The sequence below is a fragment of the Streptomyces sp. NPDC057428 genome (assembly GCF_042803195.1).
Taxonomy (GTDB): domain Bacteria; phylum Actinomycetota; class Actinomycetes; order Streptomycetales; family Streptomycetaceae; genus Streptomyces.
The window spans coordinates 1-1,347 of the sequence record NZ_JBHVCT010000227.1; the positions used below are offsets into that span (position 1 = coordinate 1).

At 67.9% G+C, this 1,347-nt stretch carries 1 protein-coding gene; it reads right to left on the bottom strand.

The genetic code is table 11. The annotated features are described in order from the left end of the window. Window positions 1-23 precede the first annotated feature (23 nt). A complete protein-coding gene (locus ACFU5K_RS31915; protein ID WP_384068247.1) occupies window positions 24-1,220 on the bottom strand; it encodes an IS110 family transposase in 1,197 nt (398 codons plus the stop codon). Window positions 1,221-1,347 lie beyond the last annotated feature (127 nt).

Below are 1,347 nucleotides of genomic sequence, written 5' to 3' on the forward strand. Positions count from 1 at the left end.
TAGAGAACTTCCCAATGACGTTGTCAAGCCGTTGCCGTGACTGGTGGTGTGGCTTGGTAGCACGCTCCGTCGCGGATCATGGCCCACAGGACGTTGGCCCGGCGTCGGGCGAGCGCCAGCAGCGCCTGCTTGTGTCCCTTGCCCTCGGCCCGCTTGCGCTCGTAGAACCGCTTCGAGGCCGGGCAGCCCCGGAGGCTGGCGAAGGCGGAGAGGTAGAAGGCGCGGAGCAGGCCGCGGTGATAGCGGCGAGGGCGGTGGAGGTTGCCGCTGACGCGTCCGGAGTCGCGGGGGACGGGTGCGAGGCCGGCGTAGCCGGCCAGGCGGTCGGCGGTGCCGAAGGTGTCCATGTCGCCGCCGGTCGCAGCGAGGAACTCCGCGCTCAGCATGGTGCCCATGCCAGGCAGGCTCTGGATCACCTCGGCGTGTGGGTGCTCGCGAAACCGAGCCTCGATAAAAGCTTCGAGCTCGGTGATCTCCTCATCGAGGGCCATCACCCCCTTCGCCAGGCGGGCCACCATGGTGGCCGCGAGTTTCTCGCCGGGCAGTGCGGTGAACTGGGCCTCGGCGGCCTCGACGACGGTCCGGGCCAGCGCCGCGCTGTTGCGGACCTTACGGTTCTTCAGCCATGTCGCGATCCGGGAGGCGCCGGCGCGACGGATCGCGGCCGGGGTCTGGTAGCCGGTCAACAACAGGACCGGCCCCTTCTTCGTCACGTCCAACGAGCGTTCCAACGCAGGGAAGATTTCCAGGAGTTGGGCGCGCAGTCGGTTGATCTGCCGGGTTCGGTCGCAGACCAGATCGGTGCGGCGGGAAACCAGCGTGCGCAGGTCGACCGATATCTCGTCGCCGGGCCGCAGGACACCGAGGTCGGTGCGCATGCGGGCCTGGTCGGCGATGACGAAGGCGTCCTTCGCGTCGGTCTTGGCCTGGCCCCGGTAGCCGGCCGATGCGCGGTGGATGGCCAGGCCGGTGATGTAGGTGACGTGCTGGTCGTGGCCGACCAGCAGACCGAGCAGGAGCGCGGCCCCGCCGTGGTTGATGTCCACCGCCCACAGCACATCCCGCGACAGCTCCAGTACATCAGCGATGAGCTGGAGCAGTTCAGCCTCGTCGTTCAGGATCCGACGCGACAGCAGTCGCTTGCCCTGGGCGTCGATCACCACGCAGTGGTGATGTTCCTTGCCGATGTCCACTCCGGCACAGATCTCGGGCACGGCCACCTCCGTCAGCTCGTCGTACACCAACCCAGCAGACGACCTCGCCGACGTTGTCCTACAAAGCGATCGCGTCGCGTCTCCCAATTAGCGGTCGAGTCGTCGCGGGGTTCCGGGCGGCCAAGTTCTCTGA